This window comes from Tepidibacter hydrothermalis, assembly GCF_029542625.1.
Taxonomy (GTDB): Bacteria; Bacillota; Clostridia; order Peptostreptococcales; family Peptostreptococcaceae; genus Tepidibacter_A; species Tepidibacter_A hydrothermalis.
The window spans coordinates 2554580-2573560 of sequence record NZ_CP120733.1 but is presented as its reverse complement, the minus strand read 5'-3'; the positions used below and the strand labels follow the sequence as shown (position 1 = coordinate 2573560).

Annotated in this window: 21 protein-coding genes; all 21 read left to right on the top strand. The window is 28.4% G+C overall.

The features are described 5' to 3' along the window. Positions 1 to 54 precede the first annotated feature (54 nt). Entirely contained in the window at positions 55 to 1137 is a 1083-nt protein-coding gene (gene ftsZ, locus P4S50_RS12200) for a cell division protein FtsZ (protein ID WP_277731066.1), read from the top strand. 416 nt (positions 1138 to 1553) lie between these two features. Then, a complete protein-coding gene (locus P4S50_RS12195; RefSeq protein WP_277731065.1) occupies positions 1554 to 2408 on the top strand; it encodes a sigma-E processing peptidase SpoIIGA in 855 nt (284 codons plus the stop codon). A 159-nt stretch (positions 2409 to 2567) separates the two neighbouring features. Further along, entirely contained in the window at positions 2568 to 3299 is a 732-nt protein-coding gene (gene sigE, locus P4S50_RS12190; RefSeq protein ID WP_277731064.1) for an RNA polymerase sporulation sigma factor SigE, read from the top strand. Positions 3300 to 3391: 92 nt separating this feature from the next. Continuing rightward, complete coding sequence (sigG, locus tag P4S50_RS12185; RefSeq protein WP_277734733.1) at positions 3392 to 4165, top strand: RNA polymerase sporulation sigma factor SigG; 774 nt, start codon at positions 3392 to 3394, stop codon at positions 4163 to 4165. Between the two features lie 87 nt (positions 4166 to 4252). Further along, positions 4253 to 4516: a YlmC/YmxH family sporulation protein gene (locus P4S50_RS12180; RefSeq protein WP_277731063.1), complete on the top strand. Its 264-nt coding sequence runs from the start codon at positions 4253 to 4255 to the stop codon at positions 4514 to 4516. A 48-nt stretch (positions 4517 to 4564) separates the two neighbouring features. Then, positions 4565 to 5023, top strand: a complete 459-nt coding sequence (gene nrdR, locus P4S50_RS12175) for a transcriptional regulator NrdR (protein WP_277731062.1) — start codon at positions 4565 to 4567, stop codon at positions 5021 to 5023. Between the two features lie 7 nt (positions 5024 to 5030). Next, entirely contained in the window at positions 5031 to 5732 is a 702-nt protein-coding gene (gene pgeF, locus P4S50_RS12170; RefSeq protein WP_277731061.1) for a peptidoglycan editing factor PgeF, read from the top strand. Positions 5733 to 5745: 13 nt separating this feature from the next. After that, positions 5746 to 6441 carry a response regulator transcription factor gene (locus P4S50_RS12165; RefSeq protein ID WP_277731060.1) on the top strand — a complete coding sequence of 232 codons (696 nt, stop codon included), beginning with the start codon at positions 5746 to 5748 and terminating at the stop codon, positions 6439 to 6441. A 7-nt stretch (positions 6442 to 6448) separates the two neighbouring features. Beyond that, positions 6449 to 7708: a sensor histidine kinase gene (locus tag P4S50_RS12160; RefSeq protein WP_277731059.1), complete on the top strand. Its 1260-nt coding sequence runs from the start codon at positions 6449 to 6451 to the stop codon at positions 7706 to 7708. A gap of 92 nt (positions 7709 to 7800) precedes the next feature. Then, positions 7801 to 8709 (top strand): YIEGIA family protein, encoded by a 909-nt coding sequence (locus tag P4S50_RS12155; RefSeq protein WP_277731058.1) that lies wholly within the window; start codon positions 7801 to 7803, stop codon positions 8707 to 8709. Between the two features lie 2 nt (positions 8710 to 8711). Then, positions 8712 to 8903 (top strand): capping complex subunit for YIEGIA, encoded by a 192-nt coding sequence (locus tag P4S50_RS12150; RefSeq protein ID WP_277731057.1) that lies wholly within the window; start codon positions 8712 to 8714, stop codon positions 8901 to 8903. Positions 8904 to 9240: 337 nt separating this feature from the next. After that, positions 9241 to 10569 carry a DUF512 domain-containing protein gene (locus tag P4S50_RS12145; RefSeq protein ID WP_277731056.1) on the top strand — a complete coding sequence of 443 codons (1329 nt, stop codon included), beginning with the start codon at positions 9241 to 9243 and terminating at the stop codon, positions 10567 to 10569. Between the two features lie 22 nt (positions 10570 to 10591). Then, complete coding sequence (gene der / locus P4S50_RS12140; protein ID WP_277731055.1) at positions 10592 to 11914, top strand: ribosome biogenesis GTPase Der; 1323 nt, start codon at positions 10592 to 10594, stop codon at positions 11912 to 11914. Positions 11915 to 11919: 5 nt separating this feature from the next. Then, entirely contained in the window at positions 11920 to 12513 is a 594-nt protein-coding gene (gene plsY, locus P4S50_RS12135) for a glycerol-3-phosphate 1-O-acyltransferase PlsY (protein WP_277731054.1), read from the top strand. Positions 12514 to 12530: 17 nt separating this feature from the next. After that, positions 12531 to 13547: an NAD(P)H-dependent glycerol-3-phosphate dehydrogenase gene (locus P4S50_RS12130; protein ID WP_277731053.1), complete on the top strand. Its 1017-nt coding sequence runs from the start codon at positions 12531 to 12533 to the stop codon at positions 13545 to 13547. 91 nt (positions 13548 to 13638) lie between these two features. Beyond that, positions 13639 to 15114 (top strand): stage IV sporulation protein A, encoded by a 1476-nt coding sequence (gene spoIVA, locus P4S50_RS12125; protein ID WP_277731052.1) that lies wholly within the window; start codon positions 13639 to 13641, stop codon positions 15112 to 15114. Positions 15115 to 15462: 348 nt separating this feature from the next. After that, entirely contained in the window at positions 15463 to 16725 is a 1263-nt protein-coding gene (locus P4S50_RS12120) for a biotin/lipoyl attachment domain-containing protein (protein ID WP_277731051.1), read from the top strand. Positions 16726 to 16734: 9 nt separating this feature from the next. Next, positions 16735 to 17436, top strand: a complete 702-nt coding sequence (locus tag P4S50_RS12115; RefSeq protein ID WP_277731050.1) for a YggS family pyridoxal phosphate-dependent enzyme — start codon at positions 16735 to 16737, stop codon at positions 17434 to 17436. Between the two features lie 11 nt (positions 17437 to 17447). Then, a complete protein-coding gene (locus P4S50_RS12110) occupies positions 17448 to 17897 on the top strand; it encodes a cell division protein SepF (RefSeq protein WP_277731049.1) in 450 nt (149 codons plus the stop codon). A 15-nt stretch (positions 17898 to 17912) separates the two neighbouring features. Next, the gene (locus P4S50_RS12105) at positions 17913 to 18185 is read left to right on the top strand and encodes a YggT family protein (RefSeq protein WP_277731048.1); all 273 of its coding nucleotides are present in this window, start codon (positions 17913 to 17915) and stop codon (positions 18183 to 18185) included. Continuing rightward, a complete protein-coding gene (locus P4S50_RS12100) occupies positions 18186 to 18974 on the top strand; it encodes a YlmH family RNA-binding protein (RefSeq protein WP_277731047.1) in 789 nt (262 codons plus the stop codon). Positions 18975 to 18981: the final 7 nt, after the last annotated feature.

Genomic DNA, 18981 nt, shown 5'->3' with positions numbered 1-18981 from the left:
TTCAATAAATATAGTATAAAAATAAAAAGGAATTATAAGTAAGGAGGTTCTTACATGCTACAATTTGATGTTGGTATGGATCAGTTTGCACAGATTAAAGTAATAGGAGTAGGCGGCGGAGGAAACAATGCTGTTAATAGAATGATAGAGGCTAATTTACAAGGTGTAGAGTTTGTAGCTATAAATACAGACAAACAAGCACTTTTTACTTCAAAAGCTGAGCAAAAGATACAAATAGGAGAAAAATTAACAAGAGGTCTGGGTGCTGGAGCAAATCCTGAAATAGGACAAAAAGCAGCAGAAGAAAGTAAGGAAGATATCACACAAGCTCTTCAAGGTGCGGATATGGTATTTGTAACTGCCGGAATGGGTGGTGGAACAGGAACGGGAGCAGCTCCTGTAGTTGCAAAGGTTGCTAAGGAATTAGGAATACTTACAGTAGGTGTTGTTACAAAACCTTTTACTTTTGAAGGTAAAAGAAGAATGATTCATGCTGAGCAAGGTATAAAAGAATTTAAATCTAATGTAGATACATTAATAACTATACCTAATGATAGATTATTACAGATAGTAGAAAAGAAAACATCTATGCTTGATGCTTTCAAAAAAGCTGATGATGTATTACAACAAGGGGTTCAAGGTATATCTGACTTAATAGCTGTACCAGGTCTTGTTAACTTAGACTTTGCAGATGTCCAAACTATAATGAGAGAGCAAGGATTAGCTCATATGGGTATAGGTAATGCTAAGGGAGAAAATAGAGCTATTGAAGCTGCAAAACAAGCTATTCAAAGTCCATTACTAGAGACTTCTATAAGAGGAGCAAAAGGTGTTCTTCTAAATATAACTGGAGGCGACGATTTAGGATTATTCGAAATCAACGAAGCTGCAAGCTTAGTTCAAGAAGCATGTGACGAAGAAGCTAACATTATATTTGGAGCTGTTATAAATGAAGATCTAGGTGATGAACTTAGAATAACAGTTATAGCAACAGGATTTGAAGAAGGACAAGATACTACTTTAAATATAGTAGATAAAAAAGAGAAAAAAGAAGAAGTAAAAGAGATTAAACAAGAAAAAGTAAATACTAGTGTAGATCCTGATTTGGACATACCTACATTTTTAAGAAGAAGATAATTTTATCTTCTTTTTTTTATGTTCAAGACCGAAATTATACTTATTAAAATACCGTGAATACAACTATATTTTGAATATAACTAAGCTTTTATCTTATTAATAATCCTAAAATCTATGAACTCCCTACGGTCAGACACGTAAATTTCTTTACGGATTATTAAACGCTAAAAACTAAGTTATAGTAGTCAAAATATCTAAAAGCATTCACTAACATTTTAATAAGTATAATTTTTAGTTTAGGAATTCACAAATTGAATATATTGAATAAAAAATCTTTAGATAAGAAAATATTGTTAAAAAATGAGGAAAATAAATTAGAATTCGACTACCTATTGTGACATAAAAATAACTTAAAATTTAGTATAATTTATTTATGAGTTATAACTAATATATGTCAAAAGAAAAAGGTGGTTTAAATGATAGTTTATGCGGAATATTACTTTTTACATAATCTATTAGCAAATTACATGATATTAAAAACAACCTCGAGGATAGTAAATAATAATTTTTCAAAATATAGAGCTTTTACAGGTGGGTTTATAGGAGCTTTATATTGTATGGTTTATTTTATTCCAAGTTTGATGTTTTTATACAATATTTTGATGAAAATTATTTTTGCTTTATTTATAGTATTTATAAGCTTTGAGTATAAAGGCATTAAAGAATATCTCAAAATATTGATGACATTTTATATTGTGAACATATTTTTAGCAGGTAGCATATTTTACATAGTTTATTGCACTGGTATAGGGTACAGTAAAGTATCGTTAGTTTTAATTTATGCTATTTATTTTATAGTTAGTAGTGGTTTTTTTAATAATTTTCACAAGATAATAAAGATGCTTAATGTGTTTAAAGATTTAAAAAATGATATAACTGTTAAAATTGAAGACAGGAAAGTTGTATTTAATACTTTAATGGATACCGGTAATCTATTAAAGGATCCTGTAAGTCAAGATCCTGTAATGATAGTAGATGTCAAAAAGTTAGAAGATGTTTTACCTCAAGAACTGGTATATATTGACTATTCAGTTATGAACTTTAAAAAAGTAGATTATTTAATGAGTAAGTTAAGCAAGACTATTTCGAGTAGATTTAGAGTAATACCTTATAAGGTAGTTGGGAATGAAGATGGGTTGTTGATAGGAATAAAAGCAGATTACATAGAAATACAGGGGCACAAAAAGGGGAATATAATATTGGGTTTATCAAATCTCAATTCGGATGATATGAATGAATACGATGCAATAATAAATCCTAATTTTATATAATAAGGGATCGTAGAATTTCTGTTTTATGGATAATATTGATGTAATAATTAGAATTGCAACTATTTTGAGTAACAGAGTGTTTAGGGGTTGTTGGCGACATGAGTCACCGCGTTAGCGAGTAGACGAATTTTGATGATTATTAAAGGGGGAGTGTAGTTTATGGTTAAGTTATTTTATAAGTTGAAGAACAAAATTATATATTTAGTCAATAAATTATTGATTAAATGTAATTTGGTTAGAAAAAATGAGATATATTATTTAGGTGGTAATGATATACTTCCTCCACCTTTAAAAGCTGAAGAAGAAGCTGAGGTTTTAAAGAAACTTGAAAGTGATGAAAGTGTTAAAAGTATATTGATAGAGAGAAATTTAAGACTTGTAGTGTACATATCTAGAAAATTTGAAAATACAGGCCTTGATATAGAAGATTTAATATCAATAGGTACGATTGGTCTTATAAAAGCTGTTAATACATTTAAATTGGATAAAAATATTAAGCTTGCTACATATGCATCAAGATGTATAGAAAATGAAATATTAATGTACCTTAGAAAAAACAGTAAGAAAAAAATAGAAATATCGTTTGACGAACCTTTAAATATAGATTTGGATGGAAATGAACTTTTACTTTCTGATGTTATGGGAACTGACAATGATGAAATATATAAATTAATAGAAGAGGAGATAGATAGAGAACTACTCCAAATAGCACTGGATAAACTTTCTATAAGAGAAAAACAGATAATGGAACTTAGATTTGGATTGCAAAGTGGAGATGAAAAAACTCAAAAAGAAGTAGCTAGTATGCTTGGAATATCTCAATCATATATATCTAGACTAGAGAAAAAAATCATATTTAGATTGACGAAAGAAATGAAAAAATTTGTTTAGATTGTCAAATTTTGAACATTCTCTTTAAGTATAAAATTTATATTTCTGTAAATAATTTAATATAGAAATAACTTAAAGAGAGGGCTGGTATGATGCAAATAAATAAAGTAGAAATATGTGGAGTTAATACATCTGAATTACCAGTATTAAAAAACAAAGAAATGAGAGAACTCTTGGTTAAAATAAAGAATGGAGATGAAGAGTGTAGACAACAATTTGTAAATGGGAATTTAAGACTTGTTTTAAGTGTTATAAAAAAATTTAACAATAGAGGAGAAAATATAGACGATCTATTTCAAATAGGATGTATAGGCCTTATTAAAGCTATAGACAATTTTGATTTAAGTCAAAATGTAAGATTTTCAACTTATGCGGTACCTATGATAATTGGAGAAATAAGAAGATACTTAAGAGATAACAATCCAATAAGAGTTAGTAGATCTTTAAAGGATATAGCGTATAAAGCTTTACAAGTAAGAGAGAGATTAACTATAGAAAATTTAAAAGAACCTAATGTTACTCAAATAGCCAAAGAGTTAAATATGAATAGAGAAGATGTAGTGTTGGCATTAGATGCAATACAAGATCCTATATCTTTGTTTGATCCTATATATCAAGATAATGGAGACGCTATATATGTTATGGATCAAGTTCAAGATAAAAAAGGAAGAGATGAGGTTTGGATAGAGGAGATAGCTTTAAAAGAAGCTGTGAAAAAATTAAATAGCAGAGAAAAGTTAGTTCTTGATTTGAGATTTTATAAAGGTAAAACTCAGATTGAAGTTGCTGATGAAATAGGAATATCTCAGGCGCAAGTTTCGAGAATAGAAAAAAATGCTTTGAAAAACATGAGAAAACACATATGACCCTAAGTGGTCATTTTTTTTGCATATAAATTAGTATAAAATAGCTTTTGAATTCATAGTTATTATAAATAAAGGGGAGGGATATGTATGTTTAAAATTTCAGATATGATGGAGAAAGAGGTTGTCAATGTAAATAATGGTAAAAAATTGGGTTTTATAAATGATATAGAATTTGATATGGGAGAAGGCAGAATAAAATCTTTGATAATTGTTAACGAAGGTTCAAAAAGTTATTTATTATCTAGAGGAGAAGCTTGTGCTGTATCGTGGAATAATATAATTAAAATAGGACATGATATGATATTAGTAAAAATAGATCAACAAGTTGATTTTAATGACATAGACATATAAAGTATTAATGTATATAATTAGGTTATTAGAATTTATTGGAGGTATGCTATGAAATGTCCATACTGTAGCTTTTTGCAGTCTAGAGTAATAGATTCTAGACCAACTGACGAGGGGACTTCTATAAGAAGAAGAAGAGAGTGTGAGAGTTGTAAAAAAAGATTTACAACTTATGAAAAAATAGAATATGTAAGACTTGTAGTTATAAAAAAAGATGGGAATAGAGAGAGTTTTGATAGAAGTAAAATAATAAATGGAATAATAAAGGCCTGTGAAAAGAGACCAGTTTCAATTGAGCAAATTGAAAATATAGTAGATCAAATAGAATATAATATAAATAAAAATATGTTCAAAGAAATAGAAACCAAGAAAATCGGTGAATTAGTTATGGAAAAACTCAAGAATATAGATGAGGTATCTTATGTTAGATTTGCATCTGTATACAGGCATTTTAAGGATATAAATACATTTGTTCAGGAATTAGAAAAAATACTAAGTGAGAAAAGGTGAAGACATGATGTATATAGATTTCGATGATGTGAATAAATATGATTTTGCTAAAGTTGTTTTTACAACTAAGGAACTGGATATGTCTGTTTATGATGATAGAAAAAAAATATGCGAAGATTTAAATTTCAATTTTGAGAATTTAACATATAATAAACAAGTTCATGGAAATAATGTAGTAATAGTTGATAAAAATAATATAGGAAATATACAGGAAGCAGATGGAATAATAACTAATATATCTGATGTTCCTATAATGGTATTTGTAGCTGATTGCGTATCTATAGCTTTTATAGATGTTGAAAATAAGGTTGTAGGATGTGTTCATGCAGGATGGAGAGGAACTTATAAGGAGATATCTTCGGTTATTATAAATAAAATGAAGACTACATATAAATCAAAGGTTGAAAATATAAAGTGTATAATAGGACCTGCTATAGGTAGCTGTTGCTATGAGGTTTCATATGATTTGGTAGAAAAATTTAACACTAAGTTTACAAACTTAAATGAAAGTTTATATATAATAAAAGATGAAAAATATTATTTGGATCTTTTTAAGATTAATGAATTTATACTTATGAAAAACGGTATAAAGGCAGAAAATATATTTAATCCAAATTTGTGCACTTATTGTGATGAAAATACATTTCATTCTTATAGAAGAGAAAATACAACTTCAAAGAGAATGGCTATGGTAATGCAGATACTCTAAAGGAGGAAAGCCTATGAACACAAATATACTAGTTGTTGATGATGAGGAGCATATAGTTGAACTTTTAAAATTTAATCTTCAGACAAAAGGATACAATATAGAAACTTCATATGACGGCCTTGATGCTTTTATAAAAATAAGAGATTTAAAGCCTGATTTAATATTACTAGATAGAATGCTTCCGAATATGGATGGGCTTGAGGTTTTAAAGAAAGTAAGAGAAGATAGCAGTACAAAGAATATACCTGTAATAATGCTTACAGCAAAGACTATGGAAAAAGATAAGATAGAGGGGCTTGAAGTGGGAGCAGATGATTATATAAGTAAACCTTTTAGTATAGAAGAAGTGTTGGCTAGGGTTAAGGCTGTTCTTAGAAGATATAATTCAAACAAGCCTGAAAAAAAGATATTTATAGAGTTAGGCAATATAAAAATAGATCTACAAAATTATGAAGTATTCAAAGATTCTAAAAAGATAGACTTGACCTTAAAAGAGTTTGAGTTGTTAAAACTTTTAGTTCAAAATAAAGGAAAAGTATTATCTAGGAATTTTTTGTTGGACAAAATATGGGGATATGAATATTTTGGAGAAACTAGGACTGTAGATGTTCATATAAGGCATTTAAGAAAGAAAATAGAAGACGATGAAAAATATATAGAAACTATAAGGGGCGTAGGATATAAGATAAATCTAAAAGAAGGTGATTAGTGTAGAAATGAATGATATATATGTAATTATTCTATTACTTGTTATAATATCAAATCTAATATATAGATATTTGCGTGTACTTAGAAAGTACTTGAAAGAGCTTATACATGTGTCAAATAGAGTAAGTGAGGGTGATTTTTCAGTTAAACTCAAGAATCAGTATAGTGGAGATCTTGGTAGGTTGTCTAGTAATTTTAATTTTATGATAAGTAAGATAAATACTAATATAGAACAGTTAGAAGATAGGAATATGAAATTAAAATCTATATTAAAGAGTATATCAAATGGAATAGTAGCTATTGACAACGAACAAAAAATACTGCTTATAAATGATGTGGCTAAAAAGTTATTTGAAAATAGTGATTGTGTATTTGAGGGACAAAAAATAGACAGTGTCATAAATAATGAAGCCATGGCCAAATCTATAGCTACACTAATCCCTACTAGAAAAAATAAAAAAATTCAGATAAAAGATGGAAATGATAGATATTATAAAATAAAAATGGATCCTGTATACCTAAAAAATGAAAAAAATGTAGTTATAGGATCTATCATTAATATAGAGGATATAACTGAAAATGTGAGACTTGAAAAAATAAGATCGGATTTTGTTGCAAATGTAACTCATGAAATTAAAACACCACTTACATCTATAAATGGATTTGTGGAGACTTTAAAAAACAATGATTCGATAGATGTTGAAACGAGAAATAGATTTTTAGATATAATAGAGATCGAATCTAATAGACTTAGAAGACTAATTGATGATATATTGGTGTTATCTTTTATAGAAAATAACGAAAATGAAAAATATGATAACGTAAATTTATATTCTGTATTTAAAGAAGTATATGATATTACGTACAACTTAGCTGAAAATAAAAATATAGATTATATCTATGAATTTTCAAGTAAGGATATAGAATTAAAGGCAAATAAAGATTACATAAAGCAAGTATTGTTAAACTTAATTGACAATGCAATAAAGTATACACCCGAAAATGGAGAGGTATCGGTTTTTGTAAACCAAAAAAAGGATGAAATAAAGATATCTGTAAAAGATACGGGTATGGGAATACCTCAATCTGATATACCTAGGATATTTGAAAGGTTTTATAGAGTCGATAAGGCTAGAAGTAAGAAAATAGGTGGAACAGGACTTGGTCTTGCTATTGTAAAACATATAATAATATCTATGGGTGCAGATATAAGTGTTAAAAGTGCACTCAATAGAGGAACTGAATTTACAGTAACTATAAATCAATAAATATTTCCTTAAATTACAAGGGAATATTTATTTTTTTTTTTGTAAAAATAAGTATATGAAATTAAATGAATTACATAAAAGGAGATGATGATTTGGGTAATTATGTATATTTAATGTCTTGTTCATTTTTTATGGGTATATTTGCAAGATTGTATATGATGAAGTTAGATTACAGACAGTACCCTACATATCCTCAAGGCTTTATATCTCATATTACTCTTGGTATAATAGCAGCTTCACTTGGAGCTGTAGCGGTTCCATCACTTGCTGAAAAAGAATTTTCAGCAGTTACATTCTTAACATTAGCAGCTCAGCAGTTTAGAGATGTTAGAAATATGGAAAGACAAAGTCTTGATAATATAGAGGATACTGAAATAGTTCCAAGGGGAATGGCTTATATAGAGGATATAGCCAAGGCATTTGAAGCTAGAAATTATATGGCAATACTTACAGCATTAGCTACAGGGATGGTATTTTATTTATCATCGGATATATTTAGTATGAATAATTCAGTATCGATTTCAGCATCTGTTATTTCAGGTTTTGTTGTAGCTAGATTATTAAAGACTATGTTAACCAGAGATAAAGTGGGAGAAGTAGCAGAAGTTATACCTGCCAAAATAGAATTTGATGGACCTCTTCTAATGGTAAATGGAGTAGTTATCATGAACGTAGGGCTTTCATCGTCTAGAGAGAGATACTTAAAAGATGGATTGGGTGTTGAGATTATACCGAAAGATCCTAATGATATAGGTATTTTATCTAATTTTGGTCAAAGACAGGTTATAGCACATAATTCATCAGTTCAACTTGGAATTAAAAAAGATGCAGATGAACCTGATTTTGCCCCTATATTGAGAAGAAATCCAGAAAAAGAAAGTATAGTAATGCCTATAATACCTATAAAAAAAGATGAAAGTCTGCTAATAGAAATAATTAAAAACACTCCTATTATAGAATCTGCAAAAGGAAAAACTAATTTTTTGAAAGGTAGGAGATAATAATGGATATAGGATTAAATGATTATATAATAGCTATTGTTACAACTGATAAAGATATGAAGTCCAACACTGTACCTATATTTTATGCAAAAGATAGAGATGATTTAGAAAAAAGATCACTTATGATATCTAAGTGTGTTACAGGTATGGTGCATGATGTATTAAATGATACATTTATAATAGTTAAACATTGAAGTTAATAATTAAAGTTGGATAGTTAAGCTCAAAATAATGCTCATTAAAATACCGCTACTTTGGTTAATGTTGTAATGAGCATTATTTCTTACTATATATGATTTGAATTTGTTGATAAATTATTAAGAAAGCTGCACTTAAAACTATTTTTAAGCAACAGAGTTGGCAGACTTGTTGGTGCTATGAACTATGTGAATTTTGAGAACAAAGCCTATTAGGAATCGTCGGTGACATGAGTCAGCGCGTTAATGAGTAGACGAATTTTGTTATCTTGACTATTTGAGCCATTACGTTATAATATAACTTGACATATTATAAAAAAGAGTGGTGATGTAGTTGGAACTAAAAAACATTGAAGAAATAAAAAATATTATAAGTGCTGTTAATAAAGGAAGTATAGCTGAAGAATTAAGTATTGAGGTTGGAGATATTCTTTTAAGTATAAATGATAAAAAGATAGAAGATATCATAGAATATAAATTTTTTATAGCGGATGAATACTTAGAAGTTGAGATACAAAAAAAAGATGGAGAAATATATATATATGAAATAGAAAAGGAATATGATGAGGATTTAGGGATTGAATTTATAAATCCTATAATAGATAGAGCGAAAAGTTGTAGAAATAAATGCATATTTTGTTTTATAGACCAGCTTCCAAAGGGAATGAGAGAAACTCTTTACTTTAAAGATGATGATTCAAGACTCTCATTTTTACAAGGAAACTTCATAACTCTTACAAATATGAGCGAAGATGATATACAAAAAATGATAAAATATAGAATAAGCCCTGTTAATATATCGGTTCATACAACTGATCCAAATCTTAGAGTTAAGATGCTCAACAATAAAAATGCAGGCAAATTATATGATATAATGAAGAGGTTAGCAGACGCAGGAATAGAGATGAATGCTCAGATAGTTTTATGTCCTGATGTTAATGATAAAGAAAATCTACAAAGAACTCTGAATGATTTATCTAAGCTGTATCCTCATGTGAGAAGTGTTGCAGTGGTTCCAATTGGACTTACTAAATATAGAGAAGGTTTGTTTGAGGCTAAAATATATGATCATGATTCTTCATCAGAAGTTATAAACTTTATACATGAATTTCAAAAGAAGAAACTTAATGATATAGGAACTAGATTTGTTTTTTTATCAGATGAATTTTATGTTATGGCTAAAAAAGATATACCTTCTTATGAATCTTATGAAGGATTTGCACAAATAGAAAATGGAGTGGGTCTTATTTGTAAGTTTGAAAGAGAAATTGATGATTATCTTAAAAAGACTTTTGTTAAATTAAAAAAACAAAAAACAGTTTCTATTGCAACTGGAAAATCAGCTTATGAGTTTATAAAAAGTGTTTCATTAAAGGTTATGAATAATGTGGAGAATCTTAAAATAAACGTATATAATATAAAAAATGAGTATTTTGGAGAGACGATAACCGTATCAGGACTTATAACTGCAACTGATATAATTAATCAGCTAAAGGATATTGAACTTGGAGACAAGCTTATAATACCTAGAGCAATGTTAAAATCGGATGAAGAAATATTTTTAGACAACATAACTCTTGATGAGCTTCAAGAAAGATTGGATATAAAAATAGATGCAGCTAAAAATGAAGGTGCAGATTTTGTAAAAAAACTAATAAAGTAACATAGAAAGGGAGTAATTTTAAATGAGTAAACCAATAGTTGCCGTAGTTGGAAGGCCTAATGTTGGAAAATCAACGTTATTCAATAAATTAGTAGGTAAGAGAATTGCAATAGTAGAAGATACACCAGGAGTAACTAGAGATAGAATTTATGCAGAGGGAGAATGGTTGAATAAATACTATACTTTAATAGATACTGGTGGAATTGAGCCTGAGAGTGAAGATATAATATTGTCTCAAATGAGAACTCAAGCTGAGCTTGCCATGGATATGTCACACGTAATTTTATTCGTAGTAGATGGAAAAGTGGGACTTACAAATGATGATAGAGAAGTTGCTCAAATGCTTAGAAGAACTAAGAAACCTGTATTGTTAGTTGTAAATAAAGTAGATAACAAGGATAAATCAGAACATTTTTATGATTTTTATGAATTAGGATTTGGAGATCCAATAGAAATATCTGCTTCAATAGGTCTTGGAATAGGAGACTTATTAGATGAGATTGTTGATAAATTCCCAGAAGGATTAGATACTGAGTATGACGAAGAAGTAATTAAAGTAGCTATAGTTGGAAAGCCTAATGCAGGTAAGTCTTCTATACTTAACAACATATTAGGAGAAGAAAGAGTAATAGTAAGTCCAATAGCTGGTACTACAAGAGATGCTATAGATACTTACTTTGAAGATGGAGATGATAAGTATTTATTAATAGATACTGCTGGTCTTAGAAAAAAAAGTAAAGTATATGAGAATATAGAAAGATATAGTGTTATAAGAGCTATTGCAGCTGTTGAAAGAGCAAATGTTGCACTTATAGTTATAGATGCTACTCAAGGGGTTACAGAACAAGATACTAAGGTTGCAGGTATTGCACATGACGAAGGTAAGGCATGTATAATAGTAATTAATAAATGGGATTTAATAGAAAAAGATAATAAAACTATGAATAATTACATACATGATATAAGAGGGAAATTTCCATTTATGTTGTATGCACCTATAGTATTTGTATCGGCTAAGACGAATCAAAGAATGAATACTGTATTACCTAAGATTAAATACGTTTCAAATGAAAGTTCTAAGAGAATTAGAACCGGTGCTTTAAATGATGTAATAGGTGAGGCTGTACTTTTAAATCAACCACCTTCTGATAAAGGTAAAAGACTTAAAATATACTACGGAGCTCAAACCAACATTAAGCCTCCTAAGTTTACTTTATTTATAAACGATAAGGAACTTACACATTTTTCTTACCAAAGATACTTAGAAAATAAAATAAGAGAGAATTTTGGATTTGAGGGAACTCCTGTTAGATTTGCTTATAAAGAAAAAGAAAGGAAGAGATAGATAATATGAATAATTATTTTATAGCTGCTTTAATTTCTTATTTCTTAGGGAATATTTCAACATCTTATATTTTAGGAAAGACTATTGCAAAAATAGATATTAGAAATCATGGATCTGGAAATGCAGGTACAACTAATGTACTTAGAACTTTGGGTAAAAAAGCTGCATTAATCACATTTTTAGGAGATGCTTTAAAAGGCTCTTTGGCTGTTTATATAGGACTTAAAATTGGTGGCAGGGACATTGCTTTAATATCAGCATTATTTGTTGTCTTAGGTCATAATTGGCCTGTGGTACTAAAATTTAGAGGGGGTAAAGGAGTAGCAACTACCATTGGAACTATTATGCTTATAAATCCTTTACAAGCTATAATATCCGTATTGGCAGGTATAATAATTATTTGCATTACTAAATATGTATCATTAGGATCTATGCTTGGGATATGTACGCTTCCATTTTTAATGTTTTTTGTAGGTAAAAATGAATTTATACTTTCTATTATTTTGACGATTTTAATTTTATTTACACATAGAGAAAATATAAAAAGACTTATTAAAGGAAAAGAAAAAAAGATAGGTCAAAAGGTTCAAATAAAATAGAGATAGAGGGTGTTTTTATGGAAAAAATTTGTGTATTAGGAGCTGGAAGTTGGGGGAGTGCTCTTGCTATTCTATTATCTAAAAAAGGATACCCAGTAAGCTTATACATGAGAAATAAGGATCAGTATGAGAGTATGACAAAGACTAGAGAAAATATAAAATATCTTCCAGGCGTAATAATGCCAAACAATATAGAGATGACAACTGATCTTAAAGAAGCTGTTGATGAAGCTAAAATAATAGTTTTAGGAGTAGCATCACAAGGTGTTAGAGGTCTGTTAAAGTCTATAAAGGACTATGTTAAAGACGATCAGATTATAGTAAATGTAGCAAAGGGATTTGAAAAAGGTACTAATCTTAGAATATCTGAGGTGGTTAAGCAAGAAATTCCAAATAACCATTACGTTATTTTATCAGGACCATCTCATGCAGAAGAGGTGTCTAAAGATATGCCTACTACTGTAGCTGTAGCATGCGAAGATATGAATATAGCTGAATATGTTCAAGATACGTTTACAAATCCTAAATTTAGAGTATATACAAATCCAGATGTTATAGGAGTTGAACTCGGAGGAGCTCTTAAAAATATAATAGCCTTTGGAGCTGGTATTTGTGATGGACTTGGATATGGAGATAATACAAAGGCAGCTTTAATGACGAGAGGAATTAGAGAAATAGGAAGACTAGGAATGGCTATGGGAGCAAGTTCAAGTACTTTCTCAGGACTTTCAGGTATAGGAGATTTGATAGTTACTTGTACTAGTATGCATAGTAGAAATAGAAGAGCAGGTATACTAATAGGTAAGGGGAAATCTTTAGATGAAACCCTTGATGAAATAAAAATGGTAGTTGAGGGAATACTTACAACTGAGGCAGCTTATAAACTGTCTAAAGAATATAATGTAGATATGCCGATAACTAATGAAATATATAAAGTTTTATATGGAGACAATGAAGTAAAAGAATCTGTTATAAATCTTATGTTGAGAAGTAAGACACATGAAATGGAAGAAGTAGCTATGGATGAAAACTAAACTTTTAAAAGTTTAGTTTTCTTTTTTTGTAATAAAACTCGCATTTTTTAAATATATATTTATTAAGAAATTTTATGCGGGGGGGATAATTGTGAAGAGTAATATATATGAAGATATATCCAAAAGGACTCAAGGTGATATATACATAGGTGTAGTAGGTCCTGTTAGAACTGGTAAATCAACATTCATAAAAAGATTTATGGAACTTTTAGTAATTCCTAATATTGATAATGATTATAAAAAAGAACGAACTAGAGATGAATTACCTCAAAGTGGTACAGGAAAAACTATAATGACTGTTGAGCCTAAATTTGTACCAGCAGATGGAATAGAAATAAAGGTTAAAGATAAGCTTAGAATGAAGATTAGAATGGTTGATTGTGTAGGTTATTTAGTTGAGGGAGCATTAGGTCATGAAGAAGAAGGAAAAGAAAGAATGGTATCTACTCCTTGGATGGAAAAACAGATTCCTTTTGAAATGGCAGCTGAAATAGGAACTAAGAAGGTAATAAAAGAACATTCTACAATTGGGGTTGTAATGCTTACAGATGGAAGTGTTACAGGTATAGATAGAAAAAGCTATGTAGCATCAGAAGAAAGAGTTATAAATGAATTAAAAGAATTAAATAAGCCATTTAGCATTATTTTAAATACAAGAACACCTGAAGATGAACAAACACTAAAATTAAAAAATGAGTTAGAAAGTAAATATGATATGCCAGTATTACCTCTTGATATACTTAATATGGATTTAGATGATGTTGAAAATGTTATGGAAACTATATTGTTTGATTTTCCACTTAGAGAAATAAATATAAATCTACCAAAATGGGTAGAAGGACTTGAAAAAAATCATTGGATAAAAAATGATATTATAAAGACTATAAAAGAAAGTCTTGATGATGTAGGTAAAATAAGAGATTTTAAAAATATATTAAATAAATTTGAAGAGATTGAATTTTTAGATAAATGCTACTTGGATGATGTTGGACTTGGAGAAGGAATAGTAAATATAAAATTAGATACAAAACAAGATTTATTCTATAATGTATTGGAAGAGAAGAGTGGATTCAAAATTGATGGAGAGCATCAGTTACTAAGTCTAATATCTAAATTATCTAAAGTGAAATCAGAATATGATAAGGTAGAAGTGGCATTGAGTGATGTTAGAGAAAAAGGATATGGATTGGTACCACCATCATTAGAAGAATTGACTTTAGATATTCCTGAAAAAGTGAAAAAAGGAAACCAATATGGAGTTAGATTAAAAGCTAAGGCTCCTTCTATTCACTTGATTAGAGCAGATATAACTACTGAGGTATCTCCTGTTGTTGGGACTGAAAAGCAAGGTGAAGAGCTTGTTAAATACCTTCTAGAGGGATTTGAAGAAAACCCAGAAGAAATATGGCAATCAAATATGTTTGGAAAATCATTGCACGATCTAGTTAAAGAGCAGCTTCAAAATAAATTGTTTATGATGCCAGAAGATGTGAGATTAAAAATGCAAAAAACACTTCAAAAAATAATAAATGAAGGTAGTGCTAATTTAATAACTATAATATTGTAATTATAAAAAAGTTTTCCTTTGAAAAGAATAAAAGAAATTCAAAGGTAAACTTTTATGAAACTCATAACGGAAATTATATTTATTCACAATTTTTTTAAGAAGAATATAATTTCCTAATCGTTATAAAAAAGAGGCTTATTTAAGCCTCTTTTTTTCTTGACTTTTAGGTGGATGTTGATATAATCTATTAATTAAGATGGGTTAAATTTTCTAACCCTATTTTTTTTGTAAACATATAACGTGAATTATATTTATCAACAATTTAAATAGGAATATAATTTCCTACTCATTATAAAAAGGATAAATAATATTTTTGAAGAATTATTAAATTATATAGAGGTGAACTCTGTGAAAAAGAGAAAAAAAAGAAAGAAAAAGAGATTGAAAATTAAATATAATTATTTGATAATACTTGGTGTGATTATTTATATAGTCGCTAAACTTCTAAATAGTATGACTAGCTATACAGTACAAGTTGAAACTGTAAAACATGGAGATTTAGTAGAATCTATAAATAAACAAGGGGTTATAATAAAGGATGAGCAAGTAATATTATCACAAGCTCAGGGAAATATAGATTATTTAGCTCAAGAAGGTAAAAGAGTTCCGAAAAATAAAAAGATAGCAGAAATACAAAAAGGTGAAGTGGATCTTCAGAAAAAAGAAAAACTTGATACTATAAACAGAAGGATAGAAAGTATAAAATTTAACAGAAATGAAGAAATACTTAAAAGTGACATACAGAAAATAGATGTTACAACAAAAAGGTTGAGAGATGAAATAAAGACTAATATTATGAATTCGGATATAGAAAGTATACAGAATTTAAAAGAGGAATTACTAGTGGCTATAGATAAGAAGAGTTTAATATGGGGAGAAAAAAGTATTGTTGGTAAAAATATAAAAACTCTAGAATCAGAAAAATTCAAGATAGAAAATGAATTAAATTCTTCAGTTCAAAGTGTTTTTGCAAATGAATCAGGTGTTATATCTTTTAATCAAGATGAATATGAAGATGTTCTCAAGGTATCTAGTATAGACCATTTAAATTCACAATATCTCTCAACAGTTAAAAATAAAGAAAAAATGATAAAGAAAAATGACGAAGTAGAAGTAGGCGAGGCAATAGGTAAAATAATAAATAATCATCTATGGTATATAGCTGTAGTTCTTGATGAAAAAGAAGCTAGTCATTTAAAAATAGGAGCAAATGTAAAAGTTGAGAAAAATGAACAGATGTTTAATGCTAGTGTGAAAAACTTATATAAAGATGAAAATAATAAGAATATATTAGTTCTCGAAGTAGATGAAGAAAAAGTAGATTTTTATAATGAAAGAATTTGTGATTTTAACATTATATATAGAAAAGTAAGTGGTATAAAAATTCCTAAAAATGCTGTTGTAACAATTGGCGGTAAAAAAGGAGTATATATATTGTCAGAAACAGGAAATTCTGTTTTTAAAGAACTTAAGAGTATATTAGGGGAAAATAATGAATACATAGTACTTGATTACTTAGATATTAAAAAAAATAGAATAGATACTATTGATTTATATGATGAACTTATTATAAATCCTAAAAATATAAAAGAAGGTCAAAAGATAAGGTAGGTGTTAAAAGTGGATTACATAAAACATAATTTAGATGAAGTATTAGGTGCAATAAATAATTCGGCTAATAAAGCAAATGTAAATCCGAAGAATATTACATTAATAGGTGTTACAAAAACTGTAGATATACCTATAATCGAAGAAGCTATACGTTTAGGAGTAACTCATGTTGGGGAAAATAAACCGCAAGAGCTTGTAAGAAAATATGAGGTCATAGGAGATAAAGTAAAGTGGCATCTTATAGGATCTTTACAGACTAATAAGGTAAAGTACATTATAGATAAAGCAGATATGATTCATTCTTTAGATAGAATATCTTTATGTGAAGAAATAAACAAAAGAGCTAAAAGTATAAATAAGGTTATGGATTGTTTGGTACAAGTTAATATATCAAGAGAAGATTCTAAACATGGACTTTTTAAAGAAGATGTTATGGATTTCGTAAAAACTGTATCAAGTAAATATAAAAACATAAAAATAAATGGAATTATGACTATGGCACCATATGTTGATAGTCCAGAAGATGTTAGAATATATTTTAAAGAAATAAAAAATATGTCGAAAGAAATAGAAAAACTTAATTTAGAAAATGTTGAAATGAAGTATTTGTCTATGGGTATGAGTAATGATTATAAAATAGCTATAGAAGAGGGAGCAAATATGGTAAGAGTTGGAACATCTATATTTGGAAAGAGAAATTACATGAAATAGGAGGGACAGAGATGTCTGATAAATTTGTAGATAAAGTGAAGAAATTTATGGGCTTTGAAGAAGAGTATGAAGAAGAATTTGAAGAAGAATATGAAGAAGAAATTCTAAATTTAAATCAAAAACCAGCTTCAAAATCTAATAATAAGATAGTGAATATACATACAACTACTCAAATGAAGGTTATGATACATGAACCACAAGATTATGATGAAGCCGCATCTATTGTAGATAACTTAAAAAATAGAAAAGCTGTAGTTGTAAATTTAGAAAATATAGAAGATTTAGAGCTTGTAAAGAATATATTTCATTTTGTAAGTGGAGCAGTATATGCACTAGATGGAAGCATTCAGAAAGTATCTAAGGGAATATTTATATTAGCGCCTAGCAATATAGATATTGATGGAAATATAAAAAAAGAACTTGAAAATAAGGGGTTATTTCCATGGCAAAAAAATGTATAAAAGGAGAAATCATTTATGTGGATTATAATTAAGGCATTAGGGTATTTTGTTCAGTTTTTAGAACTTATGATTTTGATAAGATGTGTAATTTCTTTTATACCAAATCTACAATATTCTAAGATTTCAGACTTTGTATACTCAGTAACAGAGCCGATACTATATCCTATAAGAGAGATGTTATATAAGTATGCAAATACAGGTCCAATAGACTTGTCACCTATAATAGCTTATTTTCTTATAGGGTTTGTATACAAGATGGTTATTAGGATAATATTTATGGTGTTTTAAATGATTGATAAGGAAAGAATAACTTCGCATATAAAGGATTTAGAACTTAAAAAAACTGTATATAAAGTTATAGACAAGGCTTTAGGAGTTTTAAAAAATTATGACTATAGATATACAGATTTTTTAAATCCATATGAATTAAAAAACTGTATAGCGGTTTTAAATTCTATAGATGATATAAAGTACAGTGTATATGGAGGGTACAGTGGGTCGGAGAGAAATGTAATATATATATATCCATACTATGTATCAGAAGAAGATATAGATTCTCCTATAAGCGCTTTGATGATTGAAGGTAACTTTAAGTTCAAAGAGGTATCTCATAAGGATTATTTAGGATCCATACTTGGACTTGGTATAAAAAGAGAAAAAATAGGAGATATATTAATACATACAAATTTTTGTCAAGTTGTAGTTCAAAATGATATAAAGGATTATATATTTCTTAATATGACTAAGGTTGCTCGGAATAATATATCAGTTAAAGAAATATCAATTTCGGATATTAAAAAAGTGGATATGAATTATAAAGAAATAGGTTTCACTGTTTCGTCTAATAGAATTGATTGTATTATATCATCAATACACAATATATCTAGACAAGATGCCAATAAAATTATTTCGTCAAATAGGGTTTATGTAGATTATGAGCCTATAAATAATATATCAAAGAAGATAGAGAAAAATTCATTAATATCTGTAAGGGGAAAAGGTAGATGTATAATATCAGATATAGGAGATATTAATAAAAAAGGAAGACTAAGAATCAAAGCAAAAATAATATTGTAGGAGGTTT

Bases quoted from the DNA above. Each gene is read 5' to 3' on its own strand.
- P4S50_RS12130 (WP_277731053.1), top strand. From the start codon at position 12,531: ATGGAAAAAATTTGTGTATTAGGAGCTGGAAGTTGGGGGAGTGCTCTT.
- P4S50_RS12165 (WP_277731060.1), top strand. From the start codon at position 5,746: ATGAACACAAATATACTAGTTGTTGATGATGAGGAGCATATAGTTGAA.
- P4S50_RS12180 (WP_277731063.1), top strand. From the start codon at position 4,253: ATGTTTAAAATTTCAGATATGATGGAGAAAGAGGTTGTCAATGTAAAT.
- P4S50_RS12160 (WP_277731059.1), top strand. From the start codon at position 6,449: ATGAATGATATATATGTAATTATTCTATTACTTGTTATAATATCAAAT.
- der (WP_277731055.1), top strand. From the start codon at position 10,592: ATGAGTAAACCAATAGTTGCCGTAGTTGGAAGGCCTAATGTTGGAAAA.
- P4S50_RS12105 (WP_277731048.1), top strand. From the start codon at position 17,913: ATGTGGATTATAATTAAGGCATTAGGGTATTTTGTTCAGTTTTTAGAA.
- sigE (WP_277731064.1), top strand. From the start codon at position 2,568: ATGGTTAAGTTATTTTATAAGTTGAAGAACAAAATTATATATTTAGTC.
- plsY (WP_277731054.1), top strand. From the start codon at position 11,920: ATGAATAATTATTTTATAGCTGCTTTAATTTCTTATTTCTTAGGGAAT.
- sigG (WP_277734733.1), top strand. From the start codon at position 3,392: ATGCAAATAAATAAAGTAGAAATATGTGGAGTTAATACATCTGAATTA.
- pgeF (WP_277731061.1), top strand. From the start codon at position 5,031: ATGTATATAGATTTCGATGATGTGAATAAATATGATTTTGCTAAAGTT.
- P4S50_RS12150 (WP_277731057.1), top strand. From the start codon at position 8,712: ATGGATATAGGATTAAATGATTATATAATAGCTATTGTTACAACTGAT.
- P4S50_RS12110 (WP_277731049.1), top strand. From the start codon at position 17,448: ATGTCTGATAAATTTGTAGATAAAGTGAAGAAATTTATGGGCTTTGAA.
- P4S50_RS12195 (WP_277731065.1), top strand. From the start codon at position 1,554: ATGATAGTTTATGCGGAATATTACTTTTTACATAATCTATTAGCAAAT.
- P4S50_RS12100 (WP_277731047.1), top strand. From the start codon at position 18,186: ATGATTGATAAGGAAAGAATAACTTCGCATATAAAGGATTTAGAACTT.
- nrdR (WP_277731062.1), top strand. From the start codon at position 4,565: ATGAAATGTCCATACTGTAGCTTTTTGCAGTCTAGAGTAATAGATTCT.
- ftsZ (WP_277731066.1), top strand. From the start codon at position 55: ATGCTACAATTTGATGTTGGTATGGATCAGTTTGCACAGATTAAAGTA.